The organism is Nocardiopsis mwathae (assembly GCF_014201195.1).
Lineage (GTDB): Bacteria > Actinomycetota > Actinomycetes > Streptosporangiales > Streptosporangiaceae > Nocardiopsis_C > Nocardiopsis_C mwathae.
The window spans coordinates 2,027,986-2,044,020 of the sequence record NZ_JACHDS010000001.1; the positions used below are offsets into that span (position 1 = coordinate 2,027,986).

General features: G+C 74.5%; 18 protein-coding genes. 9 read left to right on the forward strand and 9 right to left on the reverse strand.

Features of this window, described 5'->3' with window-relative positions; translation table 11 throughout:
* Positions 1-13 precede the first annotated feature (13 nt).
* The 3 genes from HNR23_RS08375 to HNR23_RS08385 all read right to left on the reverse strand — a co-directional run bounded on the left by HNR23_RS08375 (position 14) and on the right by HNR23_RS08385 (position 3,498).
* The gene (locus HNR23_RS08375; RefSeq protein ID WP_184074848.1) at positions 14-943 is read right to left on the reverse strand and encodes an MBL fold metallo-hydrolase; all 930 of its coding nucleotides are present in this window, start codon (positions 941-943) and stop codon (positions 14-16) included.
* Between the two features lie 103 nt (positions 944-1,046).
* Positions 1,047-2,273, reverse strand: coding sequence for an MFS transporter (locus HNR23_RS08380; RefSeq protein WP_184074849.1), 1,227 nt, complete (start codon positions 2,271-2,273; stop codon positions 1,047-1,049).
* Positions 2,274-2,499: 226 nt separating this feature from the next.
* A complete protein-coding gene (locus HNR23_RS08385) occupies positions 2,500-3,498 on the reverse strand; it encodes an adenosine deaminase (RefSeq protein WP_184074850.1) in 999 nt (332 codons plus the stop codon).
* A 160-nt stretch (positions 3,499-3,658) separates the two neighbouring features.
* Between HNR23_RS08385 and rnhA the strand changes: the two genes are divergently transcribed.
* Both rnhA and HNR23_RS08395 read left to right on the forward strand, forming a co-directional pair.
* On the forward strand, positions 3,659-4,138 hold the full coding sequence (gene rnhA / locus HNR23_RS08390) for a ribonuclease HI (RefSeq protein WP_184074851.1): 480 nt from the start codon (positions 3,659-3,661) through the stop codon (positions 4,136-4,138).
* Positions 4,139-4,389: 251 nt separating this feature from the next.
* Entirely contained in the window at positions 4,390-4,944 is a 555-nt protein-coding gene (locus HNR23_RS08395) for a Uma2 family endonuclease (RefSeq protein WP_246422026.1), read from the forward strand.
* Here HNR23_RS08395 and HNR23_RS08400 read toward each other — a convergent pair.
* The gene (locus tag HNR23_RS08400; RefSeq protein WP_184074853.1) at positions 4,935-5,306 is read right to left on the reverse strand and encodes a Uma2 family endonuclease; all 372 of its coding nucleotides are present in this window, start codon (positions 5,304-5,306) and stop codon (positions 4,935-4,937) included. The two genes, HNR23_RS08395 and HNR23_RS08400, sit on opposite strands and share 10 nt — an antisense overlap.
* A 15-nt stretch (positions 5,307-5,321) precedes the next feature.
* Positions 5,322-6,260: an alpha/beta fold hydrolase gene (locus HNR23_RS08405; protein ID WP_184074854.1), complete on the reverse strand. Its 939-nt coding sequence runs from the start codon at positions 6,258-6,260 to the stop codon at positions 5,322-5,324.
* 228 nt (positions 6,261-6,488) lie between these two features.
* On the opposite strand from HNR23_RS08405, the gene HNR23_RS08410 reads away from it, so the two are divergent.
* Together HNR23_RS08410 and HNR23_RS08415 are read left to right on the forward strand one after the other, a co-directional pair.
* Positions 6,489-7,016 carry a hypothetical protein gene (locus HNR23_RS08410; protein ID WP_184074855.1) on the forward strand — a complete coding sequence of 176 codons (528 nt, stop codon included), beginning with the start codon at positions 6,489-6,491 and terminating at the stop codon, positions 7,014-7,016.
* Positions 7,017-7,099: 83 nt separating this feature from the next.
* The gene (locus HNR23_RS08415) at positions 7,100-7,492 is read left to right on the forward strand and encodes a VOC family protein (protein ID WP_184074856.1); all 393 of its coding nucleotides are present in this window, start codon (positions 7,100-7,102) and stop codon (positions 7,490-7,492) included.
* 13 nt (positions 7,493-7,505) lie between these two features.
* Here the strand turns inward: HNR23_RS08415 and soxR are convergent, their stop codons facing one another.
* The 3 genes from soxR to HNR23_RS08430 are packed head-to-tail and all read right to left on the reverse strand — an operon-like array spanning position 7,506 to position 10,188.
* Positions 7,506-8,015, reverse strand: coding sequence for a redox-sensitive transcriptional activator SoxR (gene soxR, locus HNR23_RS08420; protein ID WP_184080091.1), 510 nt, complete (start codon positions 8,013-8,015; stop codon positions 7,506-7,508).
* A 24-nt stretch (positions 8,016-8,039) separates the two neighbouring features.
* Positions 8,040-9,002 (reverse strand): alpha/beta fold hydrolase, encoded by a 963-nt coding sequence (locus HNR23_RS08425; RefSeq protein ID WP_184074857.1) that lies wholly within the window; start codon positions 9,000-9,002, stop codon positions 8,040-8,042.
* A gap of 4 nt (positions 9,003-9,006) precedes the next feature.
* Positions 9,007-10,188: a YcaO-like family protein gene (locus HNR23_RS08430; RefSeq protein WP_343070482.1), complete on the reverse strand. Its 1,182-nt coding sequence runs from the start codon at positions 10,186-10,188 to the stop codon at positions 9,007-9,009.
* A 477-nt stretch (positions 10,189-10,665) separates the two neighbouring features.
* Here HNR23_RS08430 and HNR23_RS08435 point away from each other — a divergent pair, with 477 nt between their 5' ends.
* From HNR23_RS08435 to HNR23_RS08445, 3 genes are all read left to right on the forward strand, one after another.
* The gene (locus tag HNR23_RS08435; RefSeq protein ID WP_184074859.1) at positions 10,666-11,583 is read left to right on the forward strand and encodes an SAM-dependent methyltransferase; all 918 of its coding nucleotides are present in this window, start codon (positions 10,666-10,668) and stop codon (positions 11,581-11,583) included.
* Between the two features lie 70 nt (positions 11,584-11,653).
* Positions 11,654-12,277 (forward strand): PadR family transcriptional regulator, encoded by a 624-nt coding sequence (locus HNR23_RS08440; protein ID WP_184074860.1) that lies wholly within the window; start codon positions 11,654-11,656, stop codon positions 12,275-12,277.
* Between the two features lie 169 nt (positions 12,278-12,446).
* Complete coding sequence (locus HNR23_RS08445) at positions 12,447-13,271, forward strand: SDR family oxidoreductase (RefSeq protein ID WP_184074861.1); 825 nt, start codon at positions 12,447-12,449, stop codon at positions 13,269-13,271.
* A 64-nt stretch (positions 13,272-13,335) separates the two neighbouring features.
* Here HNR23_RS08445 and HNR23_RS08450 read toward each other — a convergent pair whose 3' ends face one another.
* Positions 13,336-14,223: a Scr1 family TA system antitoxin-like transcriptional regulator gene (locus HNR23_RS08450; RefSeq protein WP_184074862.1), complete on the reverse strand. Its 888-nt coding sequence runs from the start codon at positions 14,221-14,223 to the stop codon at positions 13,336-13,338.
* 245 nt (positions 14,224-14,468) lie between these two features.
* Between HNR23_RS08450 and HNR23_RS08455 the strand changes: the two genes are divergently transcribed.
* Together HNR23_RS08455 and HNR23_RS08460 are read left to right on the forward strand one after the other, a co-directional pair.
* Positions 14,469-14,957, forward strand: coding sequence for an ATP-binding protein (locus HNR23_RS08455; RefSeq protein WP_343070483.1), 489 nt, complete (start codon positions 14,469-14,471; stop codon positions 14,955-14,957).
* Positions 14,958-15,069: 112 nt separating this feature from the next.
* The gene (locus HNR23_RS08460; RefSeq protein WP_184074863.1) at positions 15,070-15,987 is read left to right on the forward strand and encodes an SDR family oxidoreductase; all 918 of its coding nucleotides are present in this window, start codon (positions 15,070-15,072) and stop codon (positions 15,985-15,987) included.
* The last annotated feature ends 48 nt before the right edge of the window (positions 15,988-16,035 follow it).

Consider the following 16,035-nt stretch of genomic DNA (forward strand, 5'->3'; position numbering starts at 1 on the left):
CCCCGGCGCACGGTCACACCGCGCAGTGCAGCGGGCCGCCGTTGTAGGTGATGGCGTCGGCGAACGCGGCCATCAGGTCGACGTCGCCGCGCTGCGCCTCCGCATAGGCGCGGTGCAGGTTGAGCACCAGCCGCTCGGGGTCCTGCCACTGGGCGAACTCGCCCAGCTCGACGGCGTTGGCCGCCTCCAGGGGGCCCAGCCCCTCCTCGCGGCCCCAGGCCGCCGTCTCCGTGATGAACCGGTAGTAGCGGTCGTGGGCGGCCAGCACCGTGCGGAAGGCCCCGCCCCCCACCAGGCCCCCGTGGCCCGGGACGATGTGGTCGGCCTCGAAGCCGGCCAGCCACTCCACCGAGCGCAGCGCCCCTTCCAGCGAGCCCATCAGCAGCAGCGGGGTGACCCGGTGGAACACCAGGTCGCCGGTGAACAGGACGCGTTCGGCGGGCAGCCAGGCGACGACGTCGCCGGAGGTGTGGGCCGTGTACCCCGGGTGGTGCAGCTCGACGCGGCGCCCGCCCAGGTGCAGGGTCAGCGCGCCGGTCATGGTCAGGTCCGGGGTGCGCAGGCGCGCCCCGGACCAGTCGGGGGCGGGGCGCCACACGGGCGGGCAGGCGTCGATGAACGGGTCGGCGATCATGCCCGCGCGGGTCGCCTCGTGGGCGATGAGCACCGTGTCCTGCGGCAGCAGGTAGTTGCCGTAGGTGTGGTCGCCGTGCAGGTGGGTGTTGAGGGCGAAGCGCAGCGGCGCCTGCCCGGCGGCGCGCCGTGCGGCGGACAGGAAGCGCCGGGTGCGCTCGGCCGTGCAGCAGGTGTCGATGATCAGAGCGCCGCCGCCCTCGGTTCCGCAGACGACGCCCGCGTTGTTGATCCACCAGGACCCGTCCGGCTGCACCCAGGCGTGCACGTCCGGAACCAGCTCGACCAGGCCCGCGTCCGCCGCGCTCATCGCATCGCCTTCCGCCTCGACGTCATGCCTCGGTGCTCACCCTCTCGCGGTGCCCGGCGGGTGTCGAGGAGGGCAAGGGTGAAAAGGCGGAAACCGGCCGGCGTCACCCGTGGGCGGAGGGGGCGGACCGCTCCGCGCTTCGCGGGGCGCCGGAGCCTGCGCCCGGGGCGGCGGGCGCGGACTTCAGGGCGCGGCGGTCCAGCAGGCCGGAGGCCAGGGCGACCAGGAGGCCGGCCACGGCCAGGCCGGCGCCCAGCAGGTTGGGGGCGGTGTAGCCGTAGCCGGCGGCGATGACCAGCCCGCCCAGCCAGGCCCCGGCCGCGTTGGCGATGTTGAGCGCGGAGTGGTTCAGGGCGGCCGCCAGCGAGGGGGCGCCCTGGGCTGCGTCCATCAGGCGCATCTGCAGGGAGGGCACCAGGGCGCTGCCGGTGAAGCCGACGACGAACACCATCACCACCGCCGCGGCCTTGAACGGGGCCAGGGCGTAGAGGAGCAGCAGCGCCGCGGCCATGCCCACGAGGGCGGCGTACATGGTGGGCAGCAGCGCGCGGTCGGCGGCGCGGCCGCCGGCCAGGTTGCCGGCGGTCATGCCCAGGCCGTAGACGGCCAGCACGATCGCCACGGCCGGGGCGCCGAAGCCCGACACCTCGGTCATCATGGGGGCGATGTAGCTGTAGGCGGCGAACATGCCGCCGAAGCCCACGGCGCCCACCGCCAGCGTCATCCACACCTGCAGGCGGGCCAGGGCGCTGAGCTCGGAGCGGGCCGAGGCGCCGGGCTGCGGGCGCTGGGCGGGGACCAGGCGGATGAGCAGCAGGAGGGTCAGCACGCCCACGGCGGCGATCATCCAGTAGGTGCTGCGCCAGCCCAGTTCGTGGGAGGCCAGGGTGGCCAGCGGTACGCCGACGATGTTGGCGACGGTCAGCCCGGCGATCATCAGGGCGAAGGCCTGGGCGCGCTTGGTGACCGGTACCAGTGCGGCGGCCACGACCGAGCCGACCCCGAAGAAGGTGCCGTGCGGCAGGGCGGTGAGGAACCGGGCGGTGAGCAGGGTTTCGAAGGTGGGGGCGAGCGCGGAGGCGATGTTGCCGAGGGTGAAGACCACCATCAGGGCGATGAGCAGGTTCTTGCGGTCGACGCGGGCGCCGAGCGCGGTCAGCAGCGGGGCGCCGATGACCACGCCGATGGCGTACCCGGAGATCATGTACCCGGCGGTGGGGATCGACACCCCGAAGTCGGCCGCGACGTCGGGCAGGATTCCCATGGCGACGAACTCGGTGGTTCCGATGCCGAAGGCGCCGATGGCGAGGGCGAGCAGGGCGATGGGCACGACGGCTCCTCAGCGGTCGCTGGACGTACGAGGTCAGCGGGGGGAAGGGGGCGGGGGCGGGCCCGGGGGCGCCTGTGGTCGGGGCGCGGCCGGGCCGGGGACACTACCGCCAACACCGCCGGGCGCCGGGTTTCTTTCCGGATCCGTCCGGTCGGGGGTGTGATTGCGCTCTCGCCCTCCCCTGGAGCCTGCGGGATGTGCCGCGGGCCCCGGGGGAGGGGCGCGGTCAGTCGGTGAACCGGTGGGCGTCCACTTCGGCGAGCAGGGCGGTGCGCCGTTCGGCGTCGATGAAGGAGGCGGTGACGGAGTTGCGGGCCAGGGTGCGCACGTCGGCGTCGCTGAGTCCCAGGGCCGTGCGCAGCCCGCGCATGTTGTCCTCGGCATAGCCGCCGAAGTAGGCGGGGTCGTCGGAGTTGACGGTGACCACCAGCCCCGCCTGCAGCATCCGGGGCAGCGGGTGGTCCTCCAGGCGGTCCACCACGCGCAGCCGCACGTTGGAGAACGGGCAGACCGTCAGCGGGGTGCGCTCCCGGCGCAGCCGCTCGACCAGGGCCTCGTCCTCCAGGCAGCGCACCCCGTGGTCCACGCGCTGCACGCCCAGGACGTCCAGGGCCTGCCATACGTAGGCGGGCGGGCCCTCCTCGCCGGCGTGGGCGACCAGGTGCAGCCCGGCCTCGCGCGCCCGCGCGAACACCTCCCGGAACTTCTCCGGGGGGTGGCCCATCTCGGCGGAGTCCAGCCCGACCCCGCTGACCGCGCCACCGAGGTAGGGGCGCGCCTCCTCCAGGGTGGCCAGGGCCTCCTCGGCGGGGCGGTCCCGCAGGAAGCACATGATCAGCCGTGTGGAGACCCCGTGGCGCTCCTCGGCCGCGTCCAGTGCGGCCGACAGGCCGCGCACCACGGTGTCCATTCCGACGCCGCGCACCGCGTGCGCCTGGGGGTCGAAGAAGATCTCGGCGTGGCGCACGCCCTGGGCGGCGGCGCGGGCCAGGTAGGCCTCGGCCAGGTCGGTGAAGTCGCGCTCGGTGCGCAGCACCGCCATCAGCGCGTAGTACAGGTCGAGGAAGGACTGCAGGTCGGTGAAGGAGTAGGCGGCGCGCAGCTCGTCCACCGAGGCGTAGTCCAGCCGCACCCCGTTGCGGTCGGCCAGTGCGAAGGCCAGCTCCGGTTCGAGGGTTCCCTCGATGTGGACGTGCAGCTCGGCCTTGGGGATCGGGGTGGACATGCGGTGCGCCGCCTCGCTTCGGTGGGTGGTCGGATGATCGGGAGACTATTCCGCCATTCTTCCCGTCGCGAGAGGGCGCGCGGCCCTGGTAGGGGGCCGGTCGCGGTGCGTCGGGTCGGCCACAGTGCGGGCGCGTGCCCGCGGCGGTAGGTTGCGGGACATGGACACCAGCGGGGGGACGGCGCCGGGAGCGTGCGCCGTGGAGATCCACACCGACGGCGCGTGCAGCGGCAACCCGGGGCCGGGCGGCTGGGGTGCGGTGCTGCGCTACGGGGCGCACGAGAAGGAGCTGTACGGCGGCGAGGCGGCGACCACCAACAACCGGATGGAGCTGATGGCGGCCATCATGGCGCTGGAGAGCCTGAAGCGGCCCGTGCCCGTGCGTCTGCACACCGACAGCACCTATGTGCGCAACGGCATCACCGCCTGGATCCACGGGTGGAAGGCGCGGGGCTGGCGGACCGCCGAGAAGAAGCCGGTGAAGAACGCCGACCTGTGGAGGCGCCTGGATGCCGCCGCCGCCCGCTACGACGTCGACTGGCGGTGGGTCAAGGGGCACAGCGGCGATGCCGGCAACGACCGCGCCGATGCGCTGGCCTGCCGGGGCCGCGATGAGGCCGCCGCCTTGCCGACGGCCTGAGGCCGCGCGCGGCCCCGGTGGCGGGGTCCTGGTCGGCGGGGGGCGGCGTGGCTAGGCTGACCCCACGGCGGGATCGCGCATTCTCCGGACACCGAAAGGGGCTGGCTCCTACGATGAGCTGGTCGCGGGAAGGAGCACCTATTTCCGCCACCCTGTCGGAGCCGGACACGCGCTCGGCGGCCGGGGCTGGGCCAGAGGCTGAAGTCGAGGCGCCGCCGAGCGGCCCGGAGACCCCGCCGCGGGACGAGTCCATGCGGGTGGTCGCCGAACGTGTCGCCGAGGTACTCCCCGATGGCTGTCGCGTGGAGATTCTCGGAGGAAACCTCATCGTGTCCCGCACCCCAGTCCCCTTGCACAACTGGATCGTCACCCGGTTCATGCACCAGTTGCTGCAGCAGCTGCCCGCGGACAAGTCTCCACAGAGCGTGACCTCCGTGGGGGTGAGTAAGGAGGAGAGCGAGGACGAGGACTACGCGATTCCCGACCTGGTCGTCCTTCCCGCCGATGTGGCCAAGTCCGCCGCCGGGTGGCTGGTGCCCGCCGACTGCGCCGAGCTCGCGCTGGAGGTGGTGTCGCGGGGCAGCAGCACGACCGGCACCGACGCCAAGCCCTCGGCCTATGCCGACTGGGAGATCGCCATCTACGTCCTGGTCGATCCGCGTGACGGCACCATCGTGCTCTACGCGGACCCGCGTGACGGCAAGTACCAGAATGTCCACCGTATGAAGTTCGGCGACACCGTGGTCCTGCCCGAACCGCTCAAGGACATCCGCCTGGAGACCGAGGAGCTGTCCACCTACGGGTGATCCGCGCTGTCCACGGGAAGCTGCGCGGTCTCGATCTTCACGTCACTCAGCGGCGCCGGAGCCGTGATCGTCGAGCCGTAGTCGTCGATGCGCCTGTCACGGTAGGTGCCCGACTCCGGCGTCCACATCGTCGCGCAGACGCCTTCGTAGGGATCGAAGATCATGTAGATGGGCACGCCTGCGCTCGCGTGGAACTCCACCTTGTCGTTGTAGTCCCGCTGCACACCGCCGGGTGAGACGACCTCGATGGCGAGTTCCGTGAGTCCGGGCGAGTACGCGCTCAGATTCCTGTCCGCCTCAGCTTTCGGGACGGGAGCGCAGTGGCTTTTCCCGGAACCAGTACCACAGGCGGGAGCGGCCACGGGGTAGCCCGCCGGTCAGGCGGTCTGCCGCGTCGGCTCCTTCTTCTCCGCTGCGGTGAGGTGGCGGGCGGCCAGGTCGGCCAGGACGGCGGCGATGGTGTCGGGGGCCTCCAGGGGGGTCATGTGGCCGGCGCGGGGGATCTCGACGAGGTCCTCGCAGTGCGGCAGGGCGTCGGCGATGCGGTGGGCGTGGGCGATGGGGGTGAGCCGGTCGCGGCCTCCGGCCACCACGGTGGTGGGGCAGGACAGGGATCGCACTTCGGTTCGCAGGTCGAGGCGGGCCAGGACGCGGCCCCAGTGGGCGCGCGGTAGGGGCGGGCAGGTGTGGATCAGGCGGGCGCAGAAGTCGACCATCCTGGGGTCGGCGTCGGGGGCCATGGTGACGTAGTGCAGGGCGGCGCGGGTCAGGGGGGACTTGGGGCCCAGTGGCAGCGGGGCGCCGAGGAGCAGCCGGTGGCCCAGGGCGCCGAGGCGGGGGGAGTGCGCGGCGCCGGGGAGGATGCGGGCGGTGGCGAGCAGGTCGCAGCAGCCGGTGCTGATCAGCGCCGCCGCGGCGGCGCGTTGGCGCACTTCGGGGCGGTCGGCGGCGGCCATCAGCGTCATGGCGCCCATGCTGTGCCCGGCCAGGAGGGCGGGGGTGGTGGCGGGGACGGTGGCGCGCAGCACGGCGCACAGGTCGTCGGCCAGGGCGGAGACGCCGTAGCCGTGGCGGTCGGGGCGGGCGCTGCGGCCGTGGCCGCGCTGGTCGTAGACGACGACGCGGTGGGTGGGGGTCAGGCGGGTGGCCACCGGTGCCCAGAAGGGGATGGAGCAGGTCCAGCCGTGGCTCAGGACGATGGTGGGGGCGCGGTCGGGGCCGTGGATCTCGGCGTGCAGGCGGGTTCCGTCGGCGGAGCGGAGTGTGAGTTCGCGGCGGGGGGCCGAGGGGGCGGGGGAGACCGGTCTGCTGTGCATGGGGGTGCCTTCCGTGGCTACCGGCGGGTCACAACCAGTGCTGCCCGACCCTAAACCATGACAATGATCAATGGAAGGGTTTTGGGCGGGGTGCACCTCCCCCAGCGCGCCGCCCCGGCGGTGGCGCCCGGTGCGGTAACGTCGCACCCGCCGACACCCGCCGACACCCGCCGGCGCCGGCGGGCCGCCATCCGCACAGCCGCCGACCGGGGACGACGCACACCGCACATGAACGGCCACACCACCGACCTCGCCGACGTCCTCGCCGCCGTCCCGCTGTATGCGCCGGTCGGCGAGCAGCGCCGCGGACGCGTCAGTTCCACCACGGTCGCGCCCGGCGCCGCGCTGCCCACCAAGGTGGTGGTGGACTTCGGCTCCACGCCCGAGGGACCCGACCGCGGCCCCGACCTGGAGATCGCCACCCGCGCCTGGGACACCGGCACCGAGCCCGGCGAGCGCGAGCTGCGGGGCTTCTGCGCTGAGCGCGCCCTGATGGAGCTGCGCATGCGCGACCCGCTCAGCGGCCAGGCCACCGCGCTGCCGCCCGGCGCCGCCTGGTCCAGTGCCGCGATCACCGTGGATGCCACCCCCCGCACCTTCACCGTGCTGTCGGCCGGCGCCCTGTGGGTGGCCGCCACCGTCCTGCCCGGCCCCTTCCTGCTGCGGATCTACACACCGGTGGCCGGCGCACGCCCCGACCGGCTGCGCCGCCTCACCTCCGCCGCGGAGTTGGAGCCCCTGCGCGGCCGCGGCTGAGTGGCCCCGCTCCCGCAGGGCTCAGCGGCGACGCGTGGGCGGGAAGGCTTCACCGCGCCCGTTGACCCGCCTAGGCTCGCCGCATGGCCATTCACGTGCTGTCCAGCCGCGTCCTGCTGCGCCCCACCGACCTCGAACGCAGCCGGACCTTCTACCGCGACATCCTGGGGCTGGCCGTCTACCGGGAGTTCGGCACCGGTGAGCGGCGCGGCACCGTGTTCTTCCTCGGCGGGGGCTTCCTGGAGCTGTCCGGGCACAGCCCGCACCCGCCCGAGCCCGCCGCCACGCGGCTGTGGCTGCAGGTCCCCGACATCTGGGCGGCCCACCGCGCCCTGGTCGGCCGGGGCGTGCCGGTCGTGCGCGAGCCCCGGCGCGAACCGTGGGGGCTGCTGGAGATGCACATCGCCGACCCCGACGGGCTGCCGCTGTTCATCGTCGAGGTTCCCGCCGACCACCCGCTGCGCTACCGCCCCTGAGCGGCGGCGGAGCTCAGCCGGGGGTGCCGTCGTCGCACCCGGCCTGCGGCTCCAGCAGGTCCGGGGCGCCGCCGACGAGCAGGCGGCGGGGGCCGGGGCCCTCCTGGCCGCACTCGTCGTGGGGGTTGGACAGCACGCAGCGCTCCAGGGACAGGCAGCCGCACCCGATGCAGCCGGTGAGGTCGTCGCGCAGCTTCTCCAGTTGGCGGATGCGCGCGTCGAGTTCGCCGCGCCACTGCTCGGAGAGGTACGCCCAGTCCTCCTGGGTGGGGGTGCGCTCTTCGGGCAGCCCGGCCAGCGCCTGGCGGATGCGGTCGAGCGGGATCCCCACGCGCTGCGAGACGCGGATGAACGCGACCCGGCGCAGCGTGTCGCGCCGGTAGCGGCGCTGGTTGCCGGCGGTGCGGCGGCTGGTGATCAGCCCCTTGCGCTCGTAGAAGTGCAGTGCCGACACTGCGACACCGCTGCGTTCGGCGACCTGCCCGACGGTCAGTTCCCTGGCCTTCCACGACACCTGCGTCACGTGAACCACCCCGGTCGTCGTTCCTTAATCAAGGTTGACGTTACCGGGTCGCGCGGGTGGGCGCACCGTGTCCGCGATGCCGCCCAGCGCGGCGCGGATCGCCGCGGCCAGCGGCGGCTCCAGCGCCGAATGCCCCGCTTCCACCCAGGTCAGGCGCGTGTGGGGAAGTGCCGCGCGCAGGCGCCGCGCACTGGCGGCCCCCGTCGCATCGCCGGTGCCCTGGACGACCTCCACGGGCACGTCGAGGCCGGCGATCCGGTCGAGCACCCCCTGCTCGCCCAGGAAGAACCCGTGGCGGGCGTAGTGCGCCTCGACCCTCACGCCGGCCGTCAGGGCCGGGGTCGCCTCGATGAGGTGCGGGGCGAAGGCGGCGCCGCACTGCGCGGCGTCGAAGGCGGCCCAGTTGCGTACCGCAAGCGCGTGGTCGGGATGGCCGGGGTCGGCGATGCGGCGCGCGTAGGCGGCGGGGACGTCGTCGAGCTCGGCTGCGTCCAGCGGGGCGGTGAACCCCGCCCACACCCCGGCGTCCACGCCCCGCCCCTCCAGCAGCGGCGCGTACTCCTCGCGGGAGCCGAGGAACACCCCGCTGAGCACCAGCGCGTGCACGGTGTGCGGGTGGCGCGCCGCCAGGGCCAGCGCCAGCGCCGCCCCCCAGGAGGGGCCGAGCACCGCCCAGCGGGCCACGCCCAAACGGGTGCGCAGGTGCTCCAGGTCGCCGAGGAGGTGGCCGGTGGTGTTGGCGGCCAGGGCGCCGTGCGGGCGGGAGGCGCCGCAGCCGCGCTGGTCGACCTGGATGAGCCGGAAGCGGCGCGGGTCGGCCAGGGTGCGCTGGGCGCGGGTGCTGCGGCCGCCGGGGCCGCCGTGCAGGAGCAGCAGCGGGATGCCGTCGGGGGCGCCCGATTCCCACCAGCGCAGCACGTGCCCCTGGCCCACGGGCAGCGGTCCGGTGCGGCGGGTGGGTGCGGGAACGGTGGCGGCGGGGGGCACCGGCTCACCGCTCCCCGGCGCGGGCACGGGTGCGCAGGCGGCGTCCGCGCTCCTGGGGCAGGGCCAGGTGGCCGCCGGTGATCAGGTGGAACCGCTCCAGGCCGGGGCACTGCACCTGCACCACGGTGGTGCCGTGCGCCAGCACCGCCAGGTCGCGGGCGGCCACGCGGTGCCCGGCGGCGCCGATGCGCCGCACCACTTCGGCGCGCTGGTCGGCGACCGGTGCGCCGGCCGCGGCGGTGTCGTCGGGCGGCAGCGGGGCCCAGGGTGCGCCGGGGAGGCGGTCGTCGATGGCCAGGCGGGCGCAGGCCAGCAGGCGGGGGTGGTCGGCGACGCGGGCGCGCGCGGCGGCGCCGGTGCCGGGGCCCTCGGCGGTGCGGGCGAGGAGGTGGTCCTGGACGAGTTCGCCGATGGCGCGGTGGGCGGCGGTGGCGGGCGACAGGGAGGCGCCGATGCCGTAGCGGGGGGCGCCGTCGGGCAGCGGCGGGGCATGGGCGAGGACGACGGGGATGCCGATGTCGGTGGTCAGGTCCAGCAGGGTGACGGGGGCGTGCAGGGTGGCGGCCGCCTGGCGGAGGTCGCGGGCCGGGCCGGGGGGCAGGGAGGCGGGGTCCAGGCGGGCGGGCAGCGGCCCGCGGTCGTGGACGGCGCACAGCAGGAACAGGGAGAGGGCGTCGCGTTCGGCCCACTCGTTGAGGGCGTGCAGCAGGGCCTCGTCGCGGGTGGCGCCGATGGCGCAGCCGGTGTTGACGCTGTAGGAGAGCGCCCGGCGGTAGTCGGTGGTGTCGCCGATGCGGGTGCGGCGGGCGGCCGCCGGCCCGGTGGGCAGGGGGTACCAGGGCGCCCACAGGAAGAGGGGGACCTGCAGTGGGGGGCCGCCGTCCAGGGCGGTGTAGGGCAGGCAGGCGATGCGGGCGTCCGCGGGGCCGCCGAGGCGGCCGATGGCCCGTTCGGCGCGCAGCGGGCCGGCGGCGACGCGGTGCAGCGGGTGCGGTTCGACGGGGAGCGTGTCCAGGGCGTCGGGGCCGCTGAAGGCGTGTTCGAGGGCTTCGTAGAGTGCGCCGGTGCGGGCGGGGGCGGCGGGGCCTTTTCCACTGCCCTGTCCGTCGGGGACCGGGGTGCCGTCGTCGCGGTGCAGGCGGCAGTGCGCGGCGCGGGGGCCGGGGGCGGGGAGTTCCCGCAGCACTGGGCGCCATCCCAGGGCCGCGATTTCGGCTCGGGCCCGTCTCTCGGCTTCTTCGAGCGGTAATTCGCGTTCCCCGGCTCCGGGCCAGGGCGGGGGAGGGGGTGGGGTCGGGGGGCCGGCCGGGTCGGCCAGTCCCCCGACCGCGCGGTCGCGGTCAGGCCTCAACGGTGTCCTGCGCGGTTTCTTCGTCCATTTCGCCTGCATCCAGCGCAATGTCCTCGACGACGTCCAGGTCGACGGCGTTGAACTTTTGCCAGCATCCCATGGTGACTCCTCATCGTTTCGGCGCGGTCGAGAGGTTCGTTCAGAGGCATTTCTACATGCCTGCGCACTACTTGTCACCATGTGTGTTTACGGAATGCTGTCGGTGGTTTGCGGATAACATGCGGAATTTCACTGTCAGTGAATGCAGGGATGCGAAGTGTGGGCGCGGCCCCGGGGGCCGTGGGCCCGCCACCGCCTGGCACACTGCCGCCCATGAGCACACCGGAGGAAGACCGCCCCGATCTCCTCGCCCGCGTCGACGAGCTCGCCGCCGGCGCGTGGGTCCTGGCCGCCCTCGCAGCGGCGCTGCACGCCGAGGAGGGGGAGATCGGCGAGGAGCACGGCGCCGTCCTCGGCGCCGCAGGGCTCGCCGGGCGCACCGCCGGCGGATGGCGGCTGCACCCCGCCCACCGCGCGGCGCTCGACGCCCTGCCCGGCCACATTTCCTGGATGCTGGGGCAGGCGGCCGACGCCGCCGCCCGCCGCCCCGGCGGCGCCGAGGAGGACGAGGCCGAGCTCATCGCCGACGGAGAGGCCTCCGGGCGGGCCGTGGACGCGCTGCTCGACCGCCTCGCGTCCCTGGAGCCCGACCTCGCCGACCGCCTCCGCCGCCCGGGCCTGCGGTTCCTGGACGTGGGCACCGGCACCGGCGCGGTGGCCGCCGCCGTCGTCGCCCGCTCCCCGCGCGCCCGCGCCGTGGGCCTGGACATCGACCCGCGCCTCCTGCGCCTGGCCGAGGGGCGCCTGGCCGCGCGCGGTGTGCGCGAGCGCGTCGAACTGCGCCGCCAGGACGTCGCCGACCTCGCCGAGGCCGACGCCTATGACCTGGTGTGGCTGCCCCTGACCGTTCTCACGCCGGTGGCCGCGCGCAGGGCCCTGCCCCGGGTGCGGGCGGCGCTGCGCCCCGGCGGCTGGGTTCTGGCCACGTCCGCCCCGCGCGGCCGGGGGCTGGGCACCGGCGGCGAGCTCGGCGAGGCCGTCACCCGCTGGCGGCTGGCCCGCGCCGGCGTCACCCCCTGGGGCCCCGACGAGCTGGCCGGGCACCTGGCCGCGGTCGGCCTCGCCGAGGTCCGCGAGATCCGGATGCCCCCGCCCGCCACCGCCGTCGTGGCCGCCCGCCGCCCCCGCTGACCGCGGTCCCGTCGGCGGGGGCGGCCGCTAACCTGGGGGCACCACGGCACACCGGTGAGACAGGGAGACGATGTCGGCGACACGGCTGCTGGTGCTGGGGGTCGTGCGCACCCACGGCAGGGCGCACGGCTACCTGGTCCGCTCCGAACTACTCACCTGGGGCGCGGACGGGTGGGCCAACATCAAATGGGGCTCGATCTACCACGCGCTGCGCCAGCTGGCCAAGCAGGGCCTGCTCACCGCTATCGAGGACGCCGACGCCGCCGGGCGCACCGACTACGAGATCACCGAGAAGGGCGACGCGGAGTTCCTGCGGCTGCTGCGCGGCGCGCTGCGCGAATCGGCCGACCGCCCCGACATGCTGGGCGCCGGGGTCGCGTTCCTGCCCGCGCTCGCGCGCCAGGAGGCCATCGCCCTGCTCACCGAGCGGCTGGAGGGCCTGGAGGCCGACCGGGCCGAGGTCGATGGCGCCCTGGGCTACCCCGGCACCGGCGGACTGCCCCTGCACGTGCGGGAGCTGTTCTCCCTGTGGATGAAGTCGATCACCGGCGGCATCGAGTGGACGCGCGACCTGATCGCCCGCCTGGAGAACGGCGAGTACGTCATGGCCGGTGAAGGCCGCGGCGGGTTCGGCGAGCCCGGCACCGCCCACCTGCCCGAGTACACCCTGGCCGCCGACCGCAGGGCGCCGTAGCGCGCACACCCGTACTCAAATTTGTGCATCGCACGCCCCCAGGGCTAGACTGCGCCGAACACTCAAGTTTGAGTAATACCTGACTCAAACTTGAGTGCGGTGTGGGCGGGGTCCGCTCCGCCCACACCCGAAGAGCCACGACACCCACATGCGAACCCAGGAGGCGAACATGACGATTCTGGTGACCGGCGCCACCGGCAACGTCGGCCGCAACGTGGTCCGGGGGCTGGTCGAGCAGGGCGCGCGGGTCCGCGCCCTGACCCGGAGCCCCCGCACCGCCCGGCTGCCCGAAGCCGTGGAGGTCGTCCAGGGCGACCTCCTGCACCCCCGGACCCTGGCCCCCGCACTGGAGGGGGTGGAGCGCATGTTCCTCTTCCCCCAGGCCTACCGGGTCCCCGCCCCCGAGCGCTTCGACGACGTCGCCGACCCGACCCGGGCCGTGGAGGCCGCGGCAAAGGCCGGGGTGCGCCGCCTCGTGGCGATGTCCGCCACGGGCGACCTGCGCGCGGCGATCACGGACTCGCCCATGGAGTGGACCCTGGTCGACCCGGGCGAATTCATGCTCAACAAGCAGTACTGGGCGCACTCCATCCGCACCGAGGGCGTGGTCCGCTTCGGCTACCCGGACTCGCCCGGGTGCCCCGTCCACGAGGCCGACATCGCCGACGTCATCACCGCCGCGCTGCTGGGCGACGGCCACACCGGCGCCACCTACGAGCTGAGCGGGCCCCACCTGCTCACCCCGGCCGAGCAAGTGCGCGCCATCGGCGAGGGCATCGGCCGCGACCTGCGCTTCGAGCCCCTCACCCGCCACGAGGGCCGTGCCGAACTGGTCCGGCAGTGCGGAGAAGAGGCCGCCGACCACATCATCGAGTACTACGTGGAGTGGGCGACCAACCCGCCCCGCGTGCTGCCCACCGTCGAGCAGGTGACCGGCCGACCCGGCCGCACCCTGCGCACGTGGGCCGCCGACCACGCCGCGTCCTTCCGCTGATCTGCGCGGGGCCCGGCAGCGGCGCCGGGCCCCGCGCCGTGCGGCGCGTTCCCGCCCGGGGCCCTCAGCCCTCGGCGGCCGGCGCATCCGCGGCGCCGCCGCCGACCCCGTCGAGGAGGCGGCGCAGGAGCGTGCGCGAGCGCGCCGGCGGCAGCGCACGGCGCTCCAGGTCGGCGAAGGCGGCGTCATAGGCCGCGATCTCGTGGTCCTCCTCCAGGAAGGACGCCCCCATGCGGTGCTCGATGTAGACCAGGCCCTGGTCGCGGGGGTCGGGGAACCGCAGCACCGTGAACGACCCGTACCGGGCGGGGTGCGCGCCCGCGGCGAAGGCCAGAACCTGCAGGTCGACCTCGGGCCGCTGGGAGGCGGCCAGCAGCCGCAGCAGCTGACCGCGCATCACCTCCGGGCCGCCCACCGCGCGCCGCAGCACCCCCTCGTCGATGACGGCCCGCAGCCGCACCGCCCCCTCGTCGGCCAGCCGCCGCTGCCGGGCCGCGTGGATCTCCACGGCGCGCCGCGCCTGCTCCTCGGAGACGGGCGCGGGCTCGCCCTCCAGGAGCGCGCGGGTGTACTCCTGCGTCTGCAGCAGGGCGGGCACGTGGCCCGCCTGGTAGCAGCGGATCTCTCCGGCGTCGGCCTCCAGGCCGATGTACATGGAGTGCCAGGAGGGGATGTCCTTGGCGTAGCGCTGCCACCAGCCCCGCCTGCGCGCCGCCCGCGCCAGGTCGATGAAGTAGGCCCGCTCCTCCTCGGGGACCTTGTAGAGGCTGAGCATCATGGAGACCGTGCCGACCTCCGCCCTGACCTCCGCCTTCTCAAGCCGGGTGATGGTGACGGGGTTCTTGCCGACGTACTGGCCGACCTTCTCGCGCGGGATGCCCGCGGCGCGGCGCCGCTCGCGCAGGAAGCGGGCCAGGGTGCGGCGGGCCGCGGTGGGGCTGTTGCGAGGCACGATGCACCTCCTAAGCGGTCGGTGGGCCGCCGCACCAGGATATGCACTAGTGCTTTTTTAAGGAGTTCACCCATACCTGTTGCGCGTGGTGGGCGGCCCGGCGATATTGGAACGGTAGCCCCGCGTCACCGTGCGTGTCCGCAGAATCACGAAGGTCATGGCAAAGAACAGCCCTGGCCGGGTGGTGGAGCACCCGGCCAGGGCCTGTGCGTCCGACTCGCCTGTCTCGACCAGGGAGCAGAACCGTGCACAACATAACAGGTCGTCCTGTTCCGGGCTGTCCTGGCACGTTCCGCCACGCCGCCGACCACCGGCTGACCTTCGCCGGCCGCCCGGCGAGCATCGGCGTCCTGCGCGACTGGGTGGCGCGCCACATCCGGCTCGGCCGCCACGCCTACCCGCCCTCGCTCACCGACGACCTGGTGATCTGCGCGAGCGAGATGGGCACCAACGCCATCCGCCACTCGCGCTCCGGGCTGCCCGGCGGCGTGTTCACCGCCTCCATGTGGCAGAGCCCCGGGTGCGTGTGCCTGGAGGTCCGCGACATGGGCCCCCACCCCGGCACCCCCAGCATCCCGCACATCCCGGACTCGGCGTCGGCCGACTTCACCGGCGAATCCGGGCGCGGGCTGGGCTTCGTCTCCGCCCTGTGCCACGGCCGATGCGGCTACACCCTGCCGCCCAGCCCGCGCGGCCACACCGTCTGGTGCGAACTGCGCACTCCGCCGCGCTGAGCGCCGCCCGACCCGCGCCGCCCACCTGACAGCAGGTGTCAGGCACCGCGTCGTACAACAGCGGTACACGGCCCAGACGGCGCCGAGGACAACCGACACGGACGGGGGAGAGATGCAGCGCACACTGGAGGGCAGGGTCGCACTGGTGGCGGGGGCCACGCGGGGCGCGGGACGGGGGATCGCCGTCGAACTCGGGCGCGCGGGCGCCACGGTCTACGCCACCGGGCGCACCACCCGCGAGCAGCGCTCGGAGATGGACCGCCCCGAGACCATCGAGGAGACCGCCGACCTGGTCGCCGCCGCCGGCGGCACCGCCGTCCCGCTGCGCGTCGACCACCTCGAACCCGCCGAGGTGCGGGCCCTGGTCGAGCGGATCGACGCCGACCACGGCCGCCTCGACATCCTGGTCAACGACATCTGGGGCGGCGACATGCACATGGATGCGGACGTCCCGCTGTGGGAGCACACCCTGGACGCCGGCCTGCGGATGCTGCGGCTGGGCATCGACACCCACGCCATCACCAGCCACCACGCGCTGCCGCTGATGGTCCGCGAGCCCGGCGGGCTCGTCGTCGAGGTGACCGACGGCACCGCCGAGTACAACGCCCGCTACCGCGAAGGCGTCGGCTTCTTCTACGACCTGGTCAAGGTGTCGGTGCAGCGCATGGCCCTGGCCCAGGCCGCGGAACTGCGCCCCTACGGGGCCAGCGCGCTCGCCCTGACCCCGGGGTGGCTGCGCTCGGAGGCGATGCTGGAGCTGTTCGGCGTCACCGAGGACACCTGGCGCGACGCGCTGGCCGACCAGCCGCACTTCTGCATCTCGGAGTCGCCGGCCTTAACCGGGCGCGCCGTCGCCGCGCTGGCCGCCGACCCCGCGGTGGCGCGGTGGAGCGGCCGGACGCTGTCCAGCGGGCACCTCGCCCAGGTGTACGGTTTCACCGACACCGACGGGTCGCGCCCCGACGCCTGGCGGTACATCACCGAGGTGCAGGACGCCGGCCGCCCCGCCGACGCCACCGGCTACCGGTGACCCACGGCCGAGGACGGGTGCGGGCGGGCTCCCCGGGGACACAGGGGA

Coding starts and splice junctions, on each gene's coding strand:
- HNR23_RS08385 (WP_184074850.1), bottom strand. CDS start 3,498: ATGTCCACCCCGATCCCCAAGGCCGAGCTGCACGTCCACATCGAGGGA.
- HNR23_RS08375 (WP_184074848.1), bottom strand. CDS start 943: ATGAGCGCGGCGGACGCGGGCCTGGTCGAGCTGGTTCCGGACGTGCAC.
- HNR23_RS08460 (WP_184074863.1), top strand. CDS start 15,070: ATGCAGCGCACACTGGAGGGCAGGGTCGCACTGGTGGCGGGGGCCACG.
- HNR23_RS08440 (WP_184074860.1), top strand. CDS start 11,654: ATGTCGGCGACACGGCTGCTGGTGCTGGGGGTCGTGCGCACCCACGGC.
- HNR23_RS08395 (WP_246422026.1), top strand. CDS start 4,390: ATGCGGGTGGTCGCCGAACGTGTCGCCGAGGTACTCCCCGATGGCTGT.
- HNR23_RS08445 (WP_184074861.1), top strand. CDS start 12,447: ATGACGATTCTGGTGACCGGCGCCACCGGCAACGTCGGCCGCAACGTG.
- rnhA (WP_184074851.1), top strand. CDS start 3,659: ATGGACACCAGCGGGGGGACGGCGCCGGGAGCGTGCGCCGTGGAGATC.
- HNR23_RS08410 (WP_184074855.1), top strand. CDS start 6,489: ATGAACGGCCACACCACCGACCTCGCCGACGTCCTCGCCGCCGTCCCG.
- HNR23_RS08405 (WP_184074854.1), bottom strand. CDS start 6,260: ATGCACAGCAGACCGGTCTCCCCCGCCCCCTCGGCCCCCCGCCGCGAA.
- HNR23_RS08415 (WP_184074856.1), top strand. CDS start 7,100: ATGGCCATTCACGTGCTGTCCAGCCGCGTCCTGCTGCGCCCCACCGAC.
- HNR23_RS08435 (WP_184074859.1), top strand. CDS start 10,666: ATGAGCACACCGGAGGAAGACCGCCCCGATCTCCTCGCCCGCGTCGAC.